This window comes from Niveispirillum lacus (assembly GCF_002251795.1).
Classification (GTDB): Bacteria; Pseudomonadota; Alphaproteobacteria; order Azospirillales; family Azospirillaceae; genus Niveispirillum; species Niveispirillum lacus.
The window spans coordinates 23,536-39,817 of sequence record NZ_NOXU01000011.1 but is presented as its reverse complement, the minus strand read 5'-3'; the positions used below and the strand labels follow the sequence as shown (position 1 = coordinate 39,817).

The following is a 16,282-nucleotide window of genomic DNA, read 5'->3' as shown; positions in this document are numbered from 1 at the left end:
GGTACGCTTTGCGTTTAAGCCTGCAAGCCTCTATAAGATCGCCCCATGACGCAGAATGTGACCCGACCGACCATGAAAAGCCTCGCGCGCAACGCCCTCCTGGGGGCGACTGCCCTGTCCATCGCCCTGCTGTCCAGCCCGACGCCTGTGCTGGCCCAGGGGGCCATCGGTGCGCAGGGCCAGCTTGGCCGCATCGCCGCCATTGTGAACGAAGAGCCGATCACGGTGGCCGATGTGGAGGGCCGCCTGCAGCTGGCCATCGTTTCCTCTGGTCTTCCCGACAATGCCGAGACACGCCAGCGCTTGCTGCCGCAGGTCATCCGCCTGCTGACGGATGAGGCCTTGCAGATCCAGGAGGCGCGGGAACGCAACCTGTCCGTCACCGAGGATGAGCTAACCCAGGATCTTGAGGCGGCGGCGCAGCGCAACCGTATGGATATTGAACAGCTCAAGGCGGCCTTGGCCCAGGCCGGTGTGCCCTGGACCACCATGCGTCAGCAGATGCTGGCCCAGATCGCCTGGAGCAAGGTGGTCCAGCGCGTGGTGCGTCAGCAGGTGAATGTGCCCGATAGCGAGGTCAATGCCTATATTGAGCGTGTTCGCGCCAATGCGGGCAAACCGGAATACCAGGTCGCGGAAATCTTCCTGACTGTCGACAGCAACACCAGCGAGGCCGAAGTACAGCGTCTGGGTGAACGGCTGGTCGATCAGATCGGCCGGGGCGCCAATTTCAGCGCCGTGGCCCGCCAGTTCTCGCAGTCGGCCGGTGCCGCCAATGGCGGTGATTTGGGTTGGATTCAGCAGGGGCAGTTGGAAGACAATCTGGATCGCGCCCTTCAGCAGATGCAGAAGGGGCAGTTCTCTCGTCCGATCCGGGGCGCTGCTGGGTATCATATCTTGTGGCTGCGCGATCAGCGTATTGTCGCCGCCGGGGACCCGAAAAACATCCAGGTTGCCATCCGTCAGTTTGTGGTGCCCATTGCCGGCACAGACCAGGCCCAGCAGGATGCCGCCTTCAATATCGCCAAACAGGTGAGCGAGCAGGCGCGCGGCTGCGAGGCTCTGGAGCAGGCCACCCAGCAGGTGCCAGGTGCGCAGGTATTCACCCAGCCGCTGACCAGGCTGGGCGATGTTCCCCAACAGATCGCTGATCTGGTGGGAGCCTTGGGTGTGGGGCAGTCGACGGCCCCCCTGATCACCGACCGTGGCGCCATGCTGCTGATGGTATGTGACCGTGTTGTGCCGGAAGGCAGCCTGCCGCCGCCGGACCAGGTGCGCAACATGCTCTATCAGGAGCGGATGGACCTCCAGCAGCGCCGATATCTGCGCGACCTGCGCCGCAATGCCACCATTGAGACCAGGATGTAAGTCATGGCGGCGCCACTGGGCCTGACCATGGGGGAACCGGCAGGCATCGGCGGCGACATCGCCCTGAAGGCCTGGATGGAACGCGGGGCGGCATCGGTGCCGCCCTTCGTCTTGCTGGACGACCCCGACCGTATCGCCGCCCTGGCCGTCCGGCTGGGCCTGCAGGTGCCGCTGGCGGTGGTGGATGAGGGCGGGTTGGACCGTGTCCCCGATCTGTTCGCCGACCGCCTGCCCCTGCTGCCCGTCCCCCTGCCCGCACCGGTAACCTATGGTGCGCCCGATCCAACCAATGGATCGGCGGTCATCGCCGCCATCGACCGGGCGGTCGCCCTGGCGCGCGCCGGGCACCTGTCGGGTGTCGTCACCAACCCCATCCAGAAAAGCGCGCTCTATGCCTGCGGCTTCCGCTGGCCGGGCCATACCGAATATCTGGCGCATCTGGCGGGCCTGCCCGATGACGGCACCGTGATGCTGCTGGAAGGCGGTGGGTTGCGGGTCGTGCTGGCCACCATCCATGTCGCGGTCAAGGATGTCCCCGAACATCTGACGTCGGATGCCATCCTGCATGTCGCCCGCGTCACACATAGGGCGCTGAAAGCCGAATTCGGCATCGCCCATCCACGGCTGGCCGTGGCCGCCCTGAACCCCCATGCCGGCGAAAACGGCGCCATGGGGCGGGAGGAGATTGAGGTGATCGCCCCTGCTGTGGCCCGGCTGCAGGCAGACGGCATTGATGCCGCCGGCCCCTTCCCCGCCGACACCCTGTTCCATGCCGGTGCCCGCGCCCGCTATGACGCCGTGGTCTGCATGTATCACGACCAGGGCTTGATCCCGCTGAAGACGCTGGATTTCGACACAGGCGTAAACATCACGCTGGGCCTGCCGTTTGTGCGCACCTCACCCGACCATGGCACGGCCCTGTCCCTGGCTGGCACCGGCAAGGCCAATGCCAGCAGCCTGATTGCCGCCCTTCACGCCGCATCCCGCATCGCCGCTCGCCGGCAACAGAGTATGTCCCATGAGTGACGGCCGCGACCTGTCCCACCTGCCGCCCTTGCGTGACGTGATCGCCACCCATGATCTGGCGGCCAAAAAGGCCTTTGGGCAGCATTTCCTGCTCGACCTGAACGTCACCCGCCGCATCGTGCGCGAAGCTGGCGATTTCACCGGTGTGCATATTGTCGAGGTAGGCCCTGGCCCTGGTGGCCTGACCCGCGCTCTGGTCGAAAGCCCGGCGGCCAGCATCACGGCCGTCGAACGCGACCCGCGTTTCGCCGCAGCCCTGGCCGATGTGGTCATGGCATCGGCCGGCCGTCTGCGCCTGATCGAGGCGGATGCTCTGACCGTGGACCCGGTCGATCTTGTCCCGGCCCCCCGCGCCGTCGTCTCCAACCTGCCTTACAATGTCGGCACACCGCTGCTGATTGGATGGTTGAAGCGCATCGCTGACTACCGCTCACTGACCTTGATGTTTCAGAAGGAAGTGGCCGACCGCATTGTGGCTGGCACGCGCACGGATGCCTATGGTCGTCTGGCCGTCATGGCGCAATGGCTGGCCCATTGCCGCAATCTCTATGATCTGCCAGCGCGTGCCTTTACCCCGCCGCCCAAGGTGGACAGCGCCGTTGTCCATCTGACGCCCCGCGAACGTCCCGCTGATGACCCCGACTTTGCCACCATGGAGGCGCTGGTCGGCGCTGCCTTTGGCCAACGGCGCAAGATGCTGCGCGCCAGTCTGAAATCGGTGATGAAGGAACCGGAACCCCTGCTGCTCTCCGTCGGTATCGCCCCTACGGCGCGGGCGGAGGAAATTGATGTGGCGGGCTTTGTGGCCCTGGCCAAAGCCTGGAAGGCGTCGCGCAGCGCCGCTTGATACATCACTCTTTGCATAATGCAGATCAGCTTTCATGCTTTATGCAATTCTTTCAGCAAAACACCCTGGCCAAGGTCGGTTTATCCCCAGTTTTCAGCATCCACTCCGGTGGCACAAGCATTGCTCAGTTCGGTATGGGCGGTACCATCCGCCCAAAAGGCCAAAAGGCCATCGAACCGAGGTTGTTATCCATGTCCCACCTTCTCCGCCCATTCCTGGCGGTTTTGGCCATTCTGGGCGCTGTCAGCCCTGCCAATGCCGTCAACAGCGTTCCGATCAAGGGAACGGTGGAGACAAACTGCACGGTCCAGGTTAGCCAAACCAGCACGAACAGCATCGATCTTGTCAGGGGCACCAGCAGGCTGAACGTCGCGCGAGTGCGCGAACACTGCAATCTGGGAAATGGGTTCAAGATCAGCATCACATCGGCGAATGCCGGTTCGCTCATGGATGCAGCAGGTAACAAGGTTCCTTACACCATCAGCTATGACAATTCAGGCGTCAGATCCCTGGCTGCCGGTGTTGTGCTGACACGCACGAGCCCCGCTCTTGTGGTCACGACCAAGAATTTCACCGTGACCGTCCCGGCAAAGGCCGATGCCATCGCCGGCAGCTATGCCGACACGATCACCATCTCCATTGCCGCCCGCTGACCATTCGGGGAACAACTGCCCGTCTGCCGCCGATCTCCCTCCATCTGGCATCGCCATCCAGGAAGGAGAACGAACATGCGCGGCATTCTGCTATGGGCGCTCGGTATCCCGATCCCCGTCATCATAGTTCTGTATATGGTGGGTGTGATCTGATATCGCATGGGCAGATGGCGAGGAAGGCAGCGGGCCCATGTCATTCTTTTCACATCGTCGGCGGCGCATGCCCTTACGTCCAGCTCCGCCAACCTTCACCCGCCTGAACCATGGCTGGAATTCAGAGCCTGTATCCCCGGCACCGGAATTCTGGACACTGGACGGTGCGCTCCACATGCGCCTGATCCTGAATCACTATGCCTTTCCCGCCTTCCAGGAGGGCGAACAAGGCATACTCCGGTTCAGCAATTGCTGCCAATACAGGCTGGGAGAAACCAATGACGAGGGTTGGTATAGGGGGCAATGCCGCTATCGCCAGGCAGCCCCGGAATGGGGTGAATTCTACGAACTGACCGGTCCCGATCCGTTGCGGGATCAACCGGAGGACTGGATCACGCTTGGCCCCGATACGGACGGGATGCGTCACTTTCTGTTCTACATGAAGGACGAAACATTTGAATGTCTGGCATCCGACTGGTCCTTCGCGCCCATGATTGACAATGCCCTGTACCGGGTAATGGGGACGCAAGGAGGATAAATGGCGGCCCGGTCAGGCCGCCGCCGTCGTCACACTCTTATTCTGCTCACGCGTTTTCAGGAAACGCAGTTCGGGGAAATCCTCCTGCGCGCGGTTCAACTGCCAGCCATTGCGGGCCAGATAGACCAAGGCGCCGTCATGATCTTCGGCCAGATCGGCACGGCGGCTGTCGATGAAGTTCTTCAGCGCCACGGGATCATCGCTTTCCACCCAGCGGGCGGCGTCATAGCCCGCGGTCTCGAACCGGGCCTTCATGCCATATTCAGCCTCGATCCGGGCGGCCAGCACCTCGAACTGCAACTGACCGACCACACCCACCACCCAGTCGGCGCCGACGATGGGCTTGAACACCTGCGACGCCCCTTCTTCGGCGAAATGCTCCAGCGCCTTGCGCAGATGCTTCACCTTCATCGGGTCATCCAGACGCACACGCTGCAACAGTTCCGGCGCGAAGCTGGGCACGCCGGTATAACGAAGCTCCTCCCCCTCGGTCAGCGTATCACCGATGCGCAGCGTGCCATGGTTAGGGATGCCGATAATATCGCCGGGAAACGCATCCTCGGCCAACTCGCGGTCGCGTGCCAGGAACAGCACGGCATTGTTTACGGCCAGGATCTTGCCGCTGCGCATATGCTTCAGCTTGGTCCCGCGCTTGAAATGGCCGGAGCACAGGCGGAAAAAGGCGATACGGTCGCGGTGATTGGGGTCCATATTGGCCTGGACCTTGAACACAAAGCCCGTGACCTTGCCTTCTTCTGGTTCCACTTCGCGACCATCGGCCTTTTGCGGGCGCGGCGGCGGCGCATATTCGGCCAGACCCAGTAGCAGCTCGCGCACGCCGAAATTATTGATGGCGGAGCCGAAGAAGACCGGCGTCTGATGCCCTTCGCGGTAGGTCTCCAGATTGAAGGGCGGGCACAGTTCCCGCACCATGGCCACATCTTCGCGCAGCTTGGCGGCCTGATCGGCGGGGATCAGCTCATCAATCTTGGGATCATCAACGCCGTGGCATTCAATGCCGTCGGTCGCCACATCGCCCGCCTTGCGATCCATCAGGATCAGCCGATCGCGGATCAGATCGTAACAGCCCCGGAAGTCGGAGCCTGACCCGATGGGCCAGGAAGCGGGTGTGACCTCAAGCTGCAGATCGCGCTCCACCTCGTCCATCAGTTCAAACGGATCGCGCGCCTCGCGGTCCATCTTGTTGACGAAGGTGATGATGGGCACGTCCCGCAGACGGCAGACCTCAAACAGCTTACGCGTCTGCGCCTCGATACCCTTGGCCGCGTCGATCACCATGACCGCACTGTCAACGGCGGTCAGGGTGCGATAGGTGTCTTCGGAAAAGTCTTCGTGGCCCGGCGTATCGACCAGATTGAAGGTGCGGTCAGCATAGTCAAAATTCATCACCGAGGCGGTGACCGAAATCCCGCGCTCCCGCTCCACCTTCATCCAGTCCGACCGTGCCCGCCGCTGCTCCCCGCGTGCCTTCACGGCACCCGCCATCTGAATGGCCCCGCCGAACAGCAGCAGCTTTTCCGTCAACGTCGTCTTACCCGCGTCGGGATGCGCGATGATGGCAAAGGTACGACGTTTGGCGACTTCAGTTTCAAGGATATTGTCGGGCATGGATGCTACTCGGCAAACGGGGCGACGGGCGTTGGTGACTTAACGGATACGGACCGAAACTTGAAATGAAAAAGCCCCTCCCCCGGCCAGCGGCGGGAGAGGGGCTTCTCCTTCAGCCATCAACCCTGACGGAACGGACGGCGCAGCGGGGCGGCGCCGCCTTCGCGGCCCTCGGCCCGACCTTCGCCCTGGCGTTCACCACGGAATTCGCGGCGCTTTTCGCCCCCCTGGCCGGCGTCCCGGAAATCAGCGCGGCCTTCGCCGCCATGGCCGTGGGGACGGCCCTTCCCGGCATGGGGCTTATAGGGATTGGCCTTGTGCGGGTGCGGGGCACGGGCTTCGCCGGCAACGGGGCTGGCATCCGGGGTCCAAGCGCGCTGCGGCCGGTCGCCGCCCTGCGGCTGTGCCTCACGGCGTTCGCCCTGCCAGCCGCCCAGGCGCTCGCTCTGCGAGCGCTGTTCGCCACCCTGGTAACCACCGTCACGACGCTCGGCGCGGAAGCCGCCTTCGCGGCGTTCGCCACCCTGATAACCGCCATCCTGGCGTTCAGCGCGGAAACCGCCTTCACGACGCTCACCACCACCCTGATAGCCCCCTTCACGGCGCTCACCGCCCCAGCCGCCTTCACGGCGCTGGCCGCCGAAACCGCCCTTGTTGCCATAGGGCTTGCCGGCCTGATTGCTGCGGGCGCCATACGGCTTGTGACCGCCGGCACCGCCGGGGCGGTACTTGCTGCGCTCCGGCTCGGGCATCGGTTCCAGGCCCGGCAGGGTGGTCTGGATATGCGGCTGGCCGGTATACTGTTCAATCGCGCGGACCAGATTGCGGTCATGGCGGGTGAACAGGCTGTAGGACACGCCCGTGGCGCCGGCGCGGCCAGTACGACCGATACGGTGCACATAATCTTCGGCGACACGCGGCAGGTCGAAATTGATCACGTGGGACAGGTCGGAAATGTCAATGCCGCGAGCGGCCACGTCGGTGGCGACCAGCACATTGATACGGCCGTCGCGCAGCCACTGCACAACGCGGTTACGCTCACGCTGCTGCATGTCACCATGCAGCGGCATGGCACGGTGGCCCTGTTCGGAGAGCTGATCGGCCATCACGTCGCAATCAGCCTTGGTGGCCATGAAGATGATGCCCTTACCGAAGGCTTCATCCTCCAGCAGGCGGCCCAGCAGCTTGTGCTTATGGTCCAGCCCATCGGCGCGCAGCCAGCGCTGCTCGATGGAAGTGTTGGTCACGGCCTTGCCGGCGACATCGACGCGCACCGGGTCCTTGGTCAGGGCCGAGGCCAGCTTCTCAGCGGTCCGGTCCAGGGTGGCGGTGAACAGCAGGGTCTGGCGATCGGCCGGGCAGGCATTGGAAATCTGCTCGACCGCGTCGCGGAAACCCATGTCCAGCATGCGGTCGGCTTCATCCAGCACCAGCATTTCGACACAGGACAGATCGACCTTGCCATTTTCCAGATGGTCAATCAGTCGACCGGGCGTGGCGACGATCAGATCGGCACGGCGGCGCAGCATCTCGATCTGGGCACGATACGGCATGCCACCCAGAACGGTGCCGGTCTGGATACGACCGAACTTCGAGAGCAGGCGGACCTGGTCCAGCACTTGGCTGGCCAGTTCACGGGTCGGGGTCAGTACCAGGACGCGCGGGCCCCAGGAACCAGCCTGACGTTCCGACGCGGCGATACGCGCCAGGGCGGGCAGAACAAAGGCGGCCGTCTTGCCAGTGCCGGTATTGGCCGACGCAACAACATCCTTGCCTTCCAACGCCGCCGGAATGGCCTGGGCCTGGATCGGGGTCGGGGTGACATAGCCCAATTCGGCAACGGCCTGCATCAGGGCGGCGGGAAGGGCGAGTTCGGAAAAGGTAATGGTCAAGGAACGTGCTTTCTTAGAACAAAGCCAAACGCTCCGCACCGCCGGCCCTTCCTGGGTCCGAACGCAGGCTGGAGCGCAAGGGATGCCAGACGGCGGGATCATCCCGACGCCAGCGGTTGCGCTGGGAGCGGCTTCGACTGTTTCGGAAAGCGAAGGGCGGCACCATCATCAGGAGATGGGCAGCGACACGACCCGACTTTCATCATTCGGGGCATATCTTGATGGCGGCATGGGTAGCCACCGGGGGCCCCACAGCCACTCGGTACGGGGCGGACTATGCCCATCCGCTGCCCGCTGCACCAGCGAAATCGTTCCGGGCCCTTGGCAAGGCTGGGCAGCGCCCGGCGCAGGGCGGACCAATCGCAGACTTTTTACCGGAACCACTTTCGCGGCTTGAGCCTGAAACAGAACCGGCGTAAGTTACATTCAGGTTTTACTTGACATTTGCCGGAGGTTGCATGTTTGCAACGAAATTGATCCCCGCCGCGACCTGCCTGCTCTTGCTGACGACGCCAGTACTGGCGGCCAACACTTGGCAGGAAGCCAACAAGGCTTCTGTCGCTTTGATGGTGGAAGGTAAACTGCAACCGGCCTTCGACTTGGCTTGGCAGGCGGCAGAACTGTATGAGAAGGCGCCCAATTATAAACCGGGCAATCATGAACGGCTGCTGCTGAACGCGGTCGATATCTTCCTGCAAATCCAGAATCCGGGAAAGACGCCGGATATGCTGCAAAAAGCATTGGCAGCAATTGGGCGGCATGTCGCCGATGGCGCACCGGAAACCATCGCGCTCAATGAACAATTGGCTAAGGCCTATCTGGTCCTGGGCGACAAGGCCAAGGCCAAGCTGATCTATGAACGCGTGGCCACACTTTATGAAAAGAATTATGGTGCTGACAGCGTGGGTAGTGTCAGCGCCCAGTTGGAGTTGGTGCGCACGGCCAAGGCCGCGCGGGACCCGGCTACAGCCCAGCATTATCTAGATCGGATTGACGGGCTGACCAAAGGTTTGCCTGCCGACCACCCCATCCGGCTTCAGGTGGAATTTGAACAGGCCATGGCGGGTGTGGATGCCGGTCGTGATAATGCGGCGGCGGCACAATTCCGGTCCATCGTGCGACAGGCCAGAAGCTCGGAAAATGTCGCGGTGCGCAGTCTGGCACGTGACAGCTATGGCATGCTGGCCTTCATCGCCCAACGTCAAGGCGACCCCGATACCGAAGATAAGATGGTCGAGGCAACGCGCGGCCTGCCGCAGCATGTTGGCGGCCCGCAACCGCTGTTCCGCTCGGTCCCAGAAATCAATGACGGCACCATCAGCGGCTCTGCAACGATGGAACTGCGTGTCTCCACCGCCGATGGCAAGGTCAAGGAAGTGCGGGTTCTGGAAAGCAGTGGTGACCCTAAATATGTGTCGATGATGAGCAAATCCGTCCTGAATTGGCGTTTTCAGCCAACGGCCAATGAGGGAACGCCCGGTTCCCTGATCACCGTCCGCCAAAACGTGAGCAACGCTGCAAGCTGATACCATTCCGGGAACTGCATGCGATAGTATGCAACTAAAGGGACGTAAACACTATTGAATATAAACCCCTGTGAGAGATATCTTGCCAGCGCATGATGTGTCTCCAGGGGTTTCCCATGCGCGTTGCAAGTCTGGTGGTGTGTTTTCTGCTTTTATCGGCCCTGCCCGTGTCAGCCATGACTTGGCAGGAAGCCAACAAGGCCTCTGTGGCCAAGATGAAGGACGGCAATTTGCAGGAAGCCTTCGATCTGGCCTGGCAGGCGGCGGAACTTTATGAGCAGTCGCCCACATACAAACCAGCCAGCCACGAAAGACTGTTGCTGAACGCCATCGACATCTTCCTGCAAACCGGCAACACCAAAGCTGCGCCTTCCACCATCCGCAAGGCCATCATCGCCCTGAAGCGGCATGTGGGGCCGGAAGATGGAACTCTGATCGCCGTGCATGAACAATTGGCCCAAGCCCTGATCAATGCCGGCGACTTTGAGGCGTCCCGCGACGCCCAGGATCAGGTGATCAGTCTCTACGCTAAGAATTTTGGCACCGATTCCGTGGGGCATGTCAACGCGCTGCTGACTCAGGCACGGCAGTTGAAGGGCACGGTCGATGTCGTTGAAATTCGCAAATATCTGGATCGTGCATCGCAGGTGGCCGAAGCCGTGCCAGCTAACCATATCATCCGGCTGATGGTCGATTATGAACAGGCCCTGTTAACCATGGAAAGCGGTCGCAAAGACAGCGCCGAGCCGATGTTTATCTCGGTTGCCGAACGTGGTGCTGGCCAGGATGACCCCGCGGTGAAAGCCGTTCTGCGCCCTACCTATGGCATGCTGGCCTATATCGCCTTCAAACGGGGCGATTCGGCGACAGAGGATAAGTGGGTTGAGGCGACGCGTATCCTGCCGGTGCCATCGGGAGAGGTAAAGCCGCTGTTCCGGGAGGTTCCCGACATGCCCGGTGATAGAATGTCGGTGTCCGGCGAGGCGACGGTGGAATTCCTGGTCTCGACGGCGGATGGCCGGGTGAAAGAAACCAAAGTGTTGAAAAAATCAGGCAACCCGCAGTTCGCGACTGCCACCGAAAAAGCCATCCTCACCTGGCGGTATCAGCCGACAGCCGCTGTCGGCGATCCGGGTACCCTGGTCAAACAGGTGCAGTCGTTTCAATATCAGTATGAGAATGAAGAAGCGGAGATCGGGTCACGGTTCAAGCGACGCCACTGACCCGTCCTGCTATCAATCTGCCTCACCGGCTCCCGGCAGCACTGGAGCGACGCCCCAAATGTGCTTGGCATAGTCCAGAATGGTGCGGTCGGAGGAGAACCAGCCCATGCTGGCGGTGTTAATTATGGCTTTGGCGGTCCATTCCGTCTTATTGCGGTAAAGCGTCACGGCCGTCGCGTGGCTGTTGCGGTAATCCTCGAAATCGGCGGTGACCAGAAAATGGTCATTGTACAGCAGTGCGTCCACGATAGGCCGGAAACGCCCCGGATCGTCGGGGCTGAAGGCGCCGCCACCGATCATGTCCAAGGCCCGTTTCAGATGCGGGTTGGCGCCGACGACAGCGCGTGGATCAAATGCACCCTGGTCGCGCAGTTCCTGCACCTCCTGTGCATTCATGCCGAAGATGAAGATATTGTCCGCTCCGACATGGTCACGGATTTCGACATTCGCACCATCCAGCGTGCCGATGGTCAGGGCGCCGTTCAACGCCAGTTTCATATTCCCGGTGCCTGACGCCTCCATACCCGCTGTCGAAATCTGTTCTGACAGATCGGCGGCCGGCATGATGATTTCGGCCTGGCTGACATTATAGTTGGGCAGCATCACCAGCTTTAGCCGCCCCCGCACCAGCGGATCATTGTTGATAACGCGACCTATGTCGTTGGCCAGTTTGATGATCAGTTTCGCCTGGTGATAGGCAGGTGCGGCCTTACCGGCCAGGATCTTGGTCACCGGCACAAAATCGCGTGTTGGATTGTCCCGGATCTCATTATACAGCGCGACTGTCTGCAACAGATTCAGCAACTGCCGCTTATATTCGTGAATACGCTTCACCTGCACATCAAACAGACTGTCGACATCGACATCAATACGCAGATGTCGGGCGATATAGGCGGCCAGACGTTTTTTGTTCTGGCGTTTTGCCCGCCGGAATTCCTCCTGAAAGACTTCATCCCCCACCCGTTCCTTCAGGACGGCCAGTCTTCCCAGGTCGGTGATCCAGCCATCGCCGATCCGGCTGCTGATCAGGCGCGACAAAGCCGGGTTGGCCTGGTGCAGCCATCGCCGCGGGGTGATGCCGTTGGTCATATTGGTGATACGGTCGGGGAACAGGCGATGGTAATCGGCAAAAACCGTCTGTTTCATCAGATCGGTATGCAGGGCCGACACGCCATTCACCTTATGGCTGCCAAGAAAGGCCAGCCCACCCATGCGCACCCGCCGCTCGCCATTTTCGTCAATCAGTGAAAGACGGCGGATTGTATCGATATCGGAACGGGCCCAGACACTATCCAGGAACCGCGCATTAATATCATAGATGATCTGCATATGCCGGGGCAGCACCCGTTCCATCATGCCAACAGGCCAGCTTTCCAGTGCCTCGGGCAGCAGCGTGTGGTTGGTATAGCTGAAGGTGCGGCGGGTAATGTCCCAGGCCCTGTCCCAGTCCAGGCCGTGCAGATCAATCAGGATGCGCATCAACTCGGCGATGCCAATGGCCGGGTGCGTATCATTCAACTGAATGGCCGCTTTTTCCGGAAGCGCATCGAAGTCCTTATGATGCTGCATATACCGGCGCAGAATGTCCTGAATGGATGCGCTGGTGAAAAAATATTCCTGTTTGAAGCGTAACTCGCGTCCCACTTCCGTCGCATCATTGGGATAAAGCACGCGCGACAGGTTTTCCGACAGGACCTTGCTTTCCACAGCTTTCAGATAATCGCCATCGTTAAAGTGGGTAAAGTCAAAATCGCTCAGCGCACGGGCCGACCAAAGCCGCAGCGTATTGATCGTTTCGCCACCGTAACCGACGACAGGTGTGTCAAACGCCATGGCATGCACGGTTTCGGTGCCGACCCAGCGGCGTCGTTCCATGCCCGCCCCGTCGATATAGGTTTCGACATGGCCATGGAAATGGATCGGGTACAGCACCTCCGGCCTGGCGAATTCCCACGGATTGCCGAAGCGCAGCCAGTTATCGGGGAATTCCACCTGCCAGCCCTGGTCAAACCGTTGCTCAAACAGGCCATATTCATACCGGATACCATAGCCAAAAGCCGGCAGATGTTGGGTGGCCATGCTGTCCAGGAAACAGGCGGCCAGACGGCCCAGACCACCATTGCCCAGGGCCGGGTCCGGTTCTGCTTCCAGCACCTCCTCCAACCGCAGACCCAAGCGATCAACCGTCTCGCGGCAGACTTCGGTCAGGCCCAGATTATCCAGATTGTTGGACAAAAGCCGTCCGACCAGGAACTCCATGGAGAAATAGTAGATACGCTTGGCATCGGCGGCATAAACGCCGCGTGTCGTGTCCATCCAGCGATCCACAACCCGGTCCCGCACCGACAGGGCGCCGGTTGTGAACCAGTCGCGTCGCGTTGCCGTCTTGGCATCCTTGCCCACTGAATAAACCAACCATTCCAAAAAGGAACGTTTCAGGGCATCCACATCCTCCGCCTTGCGGCCAATTTCACGTGAACGGTAACGGGCATCCATGGGAAGACAGACTTTCAAGAGCAACAATGACAGAAAGATGTCACCATTCCGCCTTGCCGCCGACCGCTTGGCAATGGGAAAAAGCATCGATCTGTCCCTGGCCCGCGGTTCGGTCGGGCTGTTGCCGCTTGACCCTGTCCGTCCGTCACCCATTTGAGGCCGATGCGTCCCGCCAACTCCCCCTCAAAACAGCGTTCCCGTCCGCGCCCGGCGCCGCCGGTCATCCTGATGGGTCCGCTGCTACGGGCACGCGGTGCCCAGGGTGCGACCGGGTCGGCGCAGCGTTGGCGCGTCTCCGCTTGTTTCCTGCTGGCTGGCGAGGCCGAGCCGCCTGATCTGCGGGTGGAAGGGGTCACCCTGCCCGTACCGCCGCGGTTCCTGCATGAATGGCGGGACCTGCCGCCGGTTGGGCCGGTTGGGGTGCCCTGCCCGTCCGGCATCCTGCGCCTCTGGCGCTACGACTTTGCCGTACCGCGTGGGTTGCAGGATGGACGAGCTATTTACCGGTTTCAGGATGATGAACGGCAGTGGACTCTGTCGGTCCCCGGCACCGCCATACCGCCGCGGATCGCCTTTGTCAGTTGCGGCGGCTGCGAGGATGAAGACACAATTGAAGCGGCGGGGCTGAAACGTAATGCCCTGTGGGCCCGCTTGTTGAGCCGCCATCGGGCGCAGCCGCTGCATCTGCTGCTGATGGGCGGGGATCAGGTCTATGCCGATGGCCTGTGGGAACGGGTTCCGGCGTTGGGACAGCTTTCGGCAACCCGGACGCTGATGAAACGCACCGGTATGGCGGCCGGCCCCGGCCTGGAGTCGCAGTTGGATGCCTGGTACATCGCAACCTACCTGCATGCCTGGACCCAGGCGGAACCAGCAGCGATCCAGGCTGGCGTGGCCTCCTTGTGCATGTGGGATGATCACGACATCATTGACGGTTGGGGATCTCATCCGGCGGAACTTCTGGACAGCCCCTCTTATCAGGCCATCTATGCCGCCGCACGCCGGGCGTTTCGATTGTTCCAGGTTGGCATGGGTGATGATGATCCATCCGATACGGTGCTGGCTTCAGCACCGCCAGGATTCAGCCAGGGGCTGTTGTTGAACGGTGTCGGCATTCTGGCCCCCGACCTGCGCAGCGAGCGGACGGAAACGCAGGTCCTGTCGCCCGCTACTCTGGCGGAACTGCCGCTCTGGCTCGACCAGTTTGCCGCTTGCCGCCATCTGTTGCTGATGTCATCGGTGCCGCTGATCTTTCCGGGTTTTGGGCTGGCGGAGCGGGTGTTGAACCTCTTGCCGGGGCGTCAAAGGATGGAGGATGACCTGCGCGATCAATGGCGCAGCCCCGCGCATCAGGAGGAATGGCGGACTGTTCTGCGTATTCTCGCCGACTTTGCCCGGCGCAGTGGCACCTGCGTCACCATCCTGTCGGGTGAGGTGCATCTGGGTGCCACGGGCCTGATATCCGGTCCTGGCACCCGCCTTCGGCAATTGGTCAGTTCCGGCATTGTGCATCCGCCGCCCGCTGGGCTGGCCATCCAACTGCTGGAACGGCTGGCCGCCAGACGCGAAAGCCTGTGGGACCGTTTGACCCTGACCATGGAACCGATGGCAGCCAGCGGCCGTCGCCTGCTGGCCCAGCGCAATTACCTGACCATCAACGGCCAGGATGAAGGCGACCTGCGGGCGGAATGGCATTCGGAAACCCAGGATGGCACCTGGGCTGTCACCCTGGGTTAAGCCCCCGCCGCCATGCGACCAGCCGCCGGGCGGCCTCCGCCACATCGGCCTCTGCCGCCGCAAAACTGATCCGCAGATAATGGTGGCCGCGTCCGGTGTCGAAATCCAGGCCGGGCGTGATGGCGACACCGGTTTCAGCAAGAATGCGTTTACAGAACGCCTCGCTGTCATTGGTCATGCCGCTAACGTCGGCATAGACGTAAAAGGCACCATCGGCAGGGGCAAGATTGTCGAATCCGGCGCGCGGCAGTTCCTGGAGCAGAAGATCGCGGCTGCGACGATAGCGGGCGACATGGCCATCGGCCTCGTCGGTGCAGTCAAAGGCGGCAATGGCGGCGCGTTGAGAGAGGGTGGGCGCCGAAATATAGAGATTCTGTGCCAGGCACTCTGCCGCCCGCAGCAGTTCTGGCGGCACCACCATCCAGCCCAGGCGCCAGCCGGTCATGCTGAAATACTTCGAAAAACTGTTGATGATGATGGCCCGCTCGCTGAAGGCGAGGGCTGTCTGGCCCCGCAAGGGCGTAAACTCGATACCATGGTAAATCTCGTCGGAGATCAGGCGGACACCATTGGCCTCGCACCAGGTGGCCAACGCCGCCAAGGCGTCGGGCGACAGCATGGTGCCGGCGGGGTTGGACGGGCTGGCCACGATCAGGCCCTTGACCGGCGGGTTGATCGCCGACAGCAGGGCCGGGGTCGGTTGGAACCGGGTTTCGGGACCGGTCGGGATTTCGACAGGCACAAGATCCAGGGCGCGCAGGATGTTACGATAGGCGGGATAACCTGGGGCGGCCAGCGCCACCCGGTCCCCCGGCTCGAACGCGGCCAGAAAACCCAGAAGGAAACCAGCCGATGACCCGGTGGTCACGGCAATGCGCTCTGCCGGCACCGATACGCCGTAATGGTCCCGATACCAGCGGGCAATCGCCTCGCGCAGCGCGGGGATGCCAAAGGCGTCGGTATAGGCAATCCGGTCATTGTCCAGGGCTGCATGTGCGGCCGCAATGACACCGCGGGGCGCTGGCGTGCCGGGTTGACCGATTTCCAGATGCAGGACATCGCCACCGGCCGCCGCGCGTTCATTGGCCGCACGCATCACCTCCATCACGATAAAGGGCGCGACACTGCCACGGCGCGACGCGCCCCAGGCATGTCCAACGGCGGGATCTTTCAATCTCGCCCTTCCCTCGCCAT

General features: G+C 61.8%; 12 protein-coding genes. 8 read left to right on the top strand and 4 right to left on the bottom strand.

From position 1 onward, the window contains the following. The first annotated feature begins 45 nt into the window (after nt 1-45). The 5 genes from CHU95_RS00630 to CHU95_RS00610 all read left to right on the top strand — a co-directional run bounded on the left by CHU95_RS00630 (nt 46) and on the right by CHU95_RS00610 (nt 4,585). The gene (locus CHU95_RS00630; protein WP_094452694.1) at nt 46-1,368 is read left to right on the top strand and encodes a peptidylprolyl isomerase; all 1,323 of its coding nucleotides are present in this window, start codon (nt 46-48) and stop codon (nt 1,366-1,368) included. A gap of 3 nt (nt 1,369-1,371) precedes the next feature. Then, on the top strand, nt 1,372-2,394 hold the full coding sequence (gene pdxA / locus CHU95_RS00625) for a 4-hydroxythreonine-4-phosphate dehydrogenase PdxA (protein WP_094452692.1): 1,023 nt from the start codon (nt 1,372-1,374) through the stop codon (nt 2,392-2,394). Next, nucleotides 2,387-3,241 carry a 16S rRNA (adenine(1518)-N(6)/adenine(1519)-N(6))-dimethyltransferase RsmA gene (gene rsmA / locus CHU95_RS00620; protein WP_094452690.1) on the top strand — a complete coding sequence of 285 codons (855 nt, stop codon included), beginning with the start codon at nt 2,387-2,389 and terminating at the stop codon, nt 3,239-3,241. Before pdxA ends, rsmA begins: the two co-directional genes overlap by 8 nt. 191 nt (nt 3,242-3,432) lie before the next feature. Beyond that, a complete protein-coding gene (locus CHU95_RS00615) occupies nt 3,433-3,894 on the top strand; it encodes a spore coat protein U domain-containing protein (RefSeq protein WP_207762328.1) in 462 nt (153 codons plus the stop codon). 190 nt (nt 3,895-4,084) lie between these two features. After that, complete coding sequence (locus CHU95_RS00610; RefSeq protein ID WP_133065359.1) at nt 4,085-4,585, top strand: hypothetical protein; 501 nt, start codon at nt 4,085-4,087, stop codon at nt 4,583-4,585. Nucleotides 4,586-4,597: 12 nt separating this feature from the next. On the opposite strand, the gene CHU95_RS00605 is transcribed toward CHU95_RS00610, so the two are convergent. After that, nucleotides 4,598-6,214, bottom strand: coding sequence for a peptide chain release factor 3 (locus CHU95_RS00605; RefSeq protein ID WP_094452684.1), 1,617 nt, complete (start codon nt 6,212-6,214; stop codon nt 4,598-4,600). Nucleotides 6,215-6,333: 119 nt separating this feature from the next. Beyond that, entirely contained in the window at nt 6,334-8,106 is a 1,773-nt protein-coding gene (locus CHU95_RS00600; RefSeq protein WP_165771920.1) for a DEAD/DEAH box helicase, read from the bottom strand. Between the two features lie 458 nt (nt 8,107-8,564). Between CHU95_RS00600 and CHU95_RS00595 the strand changes: the two genes are divergently transcribed. Together CHU95_RS00595 and CHU95_RS00590 are read left to right on the top strand one after the other, a co-directional pair. Next, a complete protein-coding gene (locus CHU95_RS00595; RefSeq protein WP_094452680.1) occupies nt 8,565-9,632 on the top strand; it encodes a hypothetical protein in 1,068 nt (355 codons plus the stop codon). A gap of 116 nt (nt 9,633-9,748) precedes the next feature. After that, nucleotides 9,749-10,855: an energy transducer TonB gene (locus CHU95_RS00590; protein WP_165771919.1), complete on the top strand. Its 1,107-nt coding sequence runs from the start codon at nt 9,749-9,751 to the stop codon at nt 10,853-10,855. 12 nt (nt 10,856-10,867) lie between these two features. Here the strand turns inward: CHU95_RS00590 and CHU95_RS00585 are convergent, their stop codons facing one another. Beyond that, on the bottom strand, nt 10,868-13,351 hold the full coding sequence (locus CHU95_RS00585; protein WP_094452676.1) for a glycogen/starch/alpha-glucan phosphorylase: 2,484 nt from the start codon (nt 13,349-13,351) through the stop codon (nt 10,868-10,870). 228 nt (nt 13,352-13,579) lie between these two features. Between CHU95_RS00585 and CHU95_RS00580 the strand changes: the two genes are divergently transcribed. Continuing rightward, entirely contained in the window at nt 13,580-15,088 is a 1,509-nt protein-coding gene (locus CHU95_RS00580; protein ID WP_133065358.1) for an alkaline phosphatase D family protein, read from the top strand. Here the strand turns inward: CHU95_RS00580 and CHU95_RS00575 are convergent. Continuing rightward, a complete protein-coding gene (locus tag CHU95_RS00575) occupies nt 15,075-16,193 on the bottom strand; it encodes a pyridoxal phosphate-dependent aminotransferase (protein WP_245837777.1) in 1,119 nt (372 codons plus the stop codon). The genes CHU95_RS00580 and CHU95_RS00575 overlap by 14 nt on opposite strands. Nucleotides 16,194-16,282 lie beyond the last annotated feature (89 nt).

Coding starts and splice junctions, on each gene's coding strand:
- CHU95_RS00630 (WP_094452694.1), top strand. CDS start 46: ATGACGCAGAATGTGACCCGACCGACCATGAAAAGCCTCGCGCGCAAC.
- pdxA (WP_094452692.1), top strand. CDS start 1,372: ATGGCGGCGCCACTGGGCCTGACCATGGGGGAACCGGCAGGCATCGGC.
- rsmA (WP_094452690.1), top strand. CDS start 2,387: ATGAGTGACGGCCGCGACCTGTCCCACCTGCCGCCCTTGCGTGACGTG.
- CHU95_RS00615 (WP_207762328.1), top strand. CDS start 3,433: ATGTCCCACCTTCTCCGCCCATTCCTGGCGGTTTTGGCCATTCTGGGC.
- CHU95_RS00610 (WP_133065359.1), top strand. CDS start 4,085: ATGTCATTCTTTTCACATCGTCGGCGGCGCATGCCCTTACGTCCAGCT.
- CHU95_RS00605 (WP_094452684.1), bottom strand. CDS start 6,214: ATGCCCGACAATATCCTTGAAACTGAAGTCGCCAAACGTCGTACCTTT.
- CHU95_RS00595 (WP_094452680.1), top strand. CDS start 8,565: ATGTTTGCAACGAAATTGATCCCCGCCGCGACCTGCCTGCTCTTGCTG.
- CHU95_RS00590 (WP_165771919.1), top strand. CDS start 9,749: ATGCGCGTTGCAAGTCTGGTGGTGTGTTTTCTGCTTTTATCGGCCCTG.
- CHU95_RS00585 (WP_094452676.1), bottom strand. CDS start 13,351: ATGGATGCCCGTTACCGTTCACGTGAAATTGGCCGCAAGGCGGAGGAT.
- CHU95_RS00580 (WP_133065358.1), top strand. CDS start 13,580: ATGGGTCCGCTGCTACGGGCACGCGGTGCCCAGGGTGCGACCGGGTCG.
- CHU95_RS00575 (WP_245837777.1), bottom strand. CDS start 16,193: ATGGAGGTGATGCGTGCGGCCAATGAACGCGCGGCGGCCGGTGGCGAT.